The 299-nt window shown below is 62.5% G+C and carries 1 pseudogene; it reads right to left on the bottom strand.

From position 1 onward, the window contains the following. Positions 1-247, bottom strand: a pseudogene (locus tag QK287_RS18465) (IS30 family transposase); the annotation flags it as partial. Positions 248-299: the final 52 nt, after the last annotated feature.

Below are 299 nucleotides of genomic sequence, written 5' to 3'. Positions count from 1 at the left end.
CCCTCATCTCCGGCTCATCGGGGAACTCAACCCGGAGTCGTCCTGCGATCTGCTCGGGTGAGTACTTCTTTTTCAGGTCATCTTCCACCTTCGCACGCAGCACGGTGTTCGTGTGCAGTTTCGCTGGTTTCGGACGCGAGGCCCGCTCATAGGCCAGTGTGTGCGCTGAGGTCCCCCGGTAGGGCATTCCTGCCACCGAGTTGCGCCGCAACTCCCTGGAAACCGTGGAGGCCGCTCTGCCGATCACGGCTCCGATCTGCCGCAGAGATTGTCCCTGGGCGCGCAGTATTGCGATCTCC

The organism is Arthrobacter sp. AL05 (assembly GCF_029960715.1).
Lineage (GTDB): Bacteria > Actinomycetota > Actinomycetes > Actinomycetales > Micrococcaceae > Arthrobacter.
The sequence above is the reverse complement of the archived record's forward strand: the minus strand, read 5'-3'. Positions and strand labels throughout refer to the sequence as shown.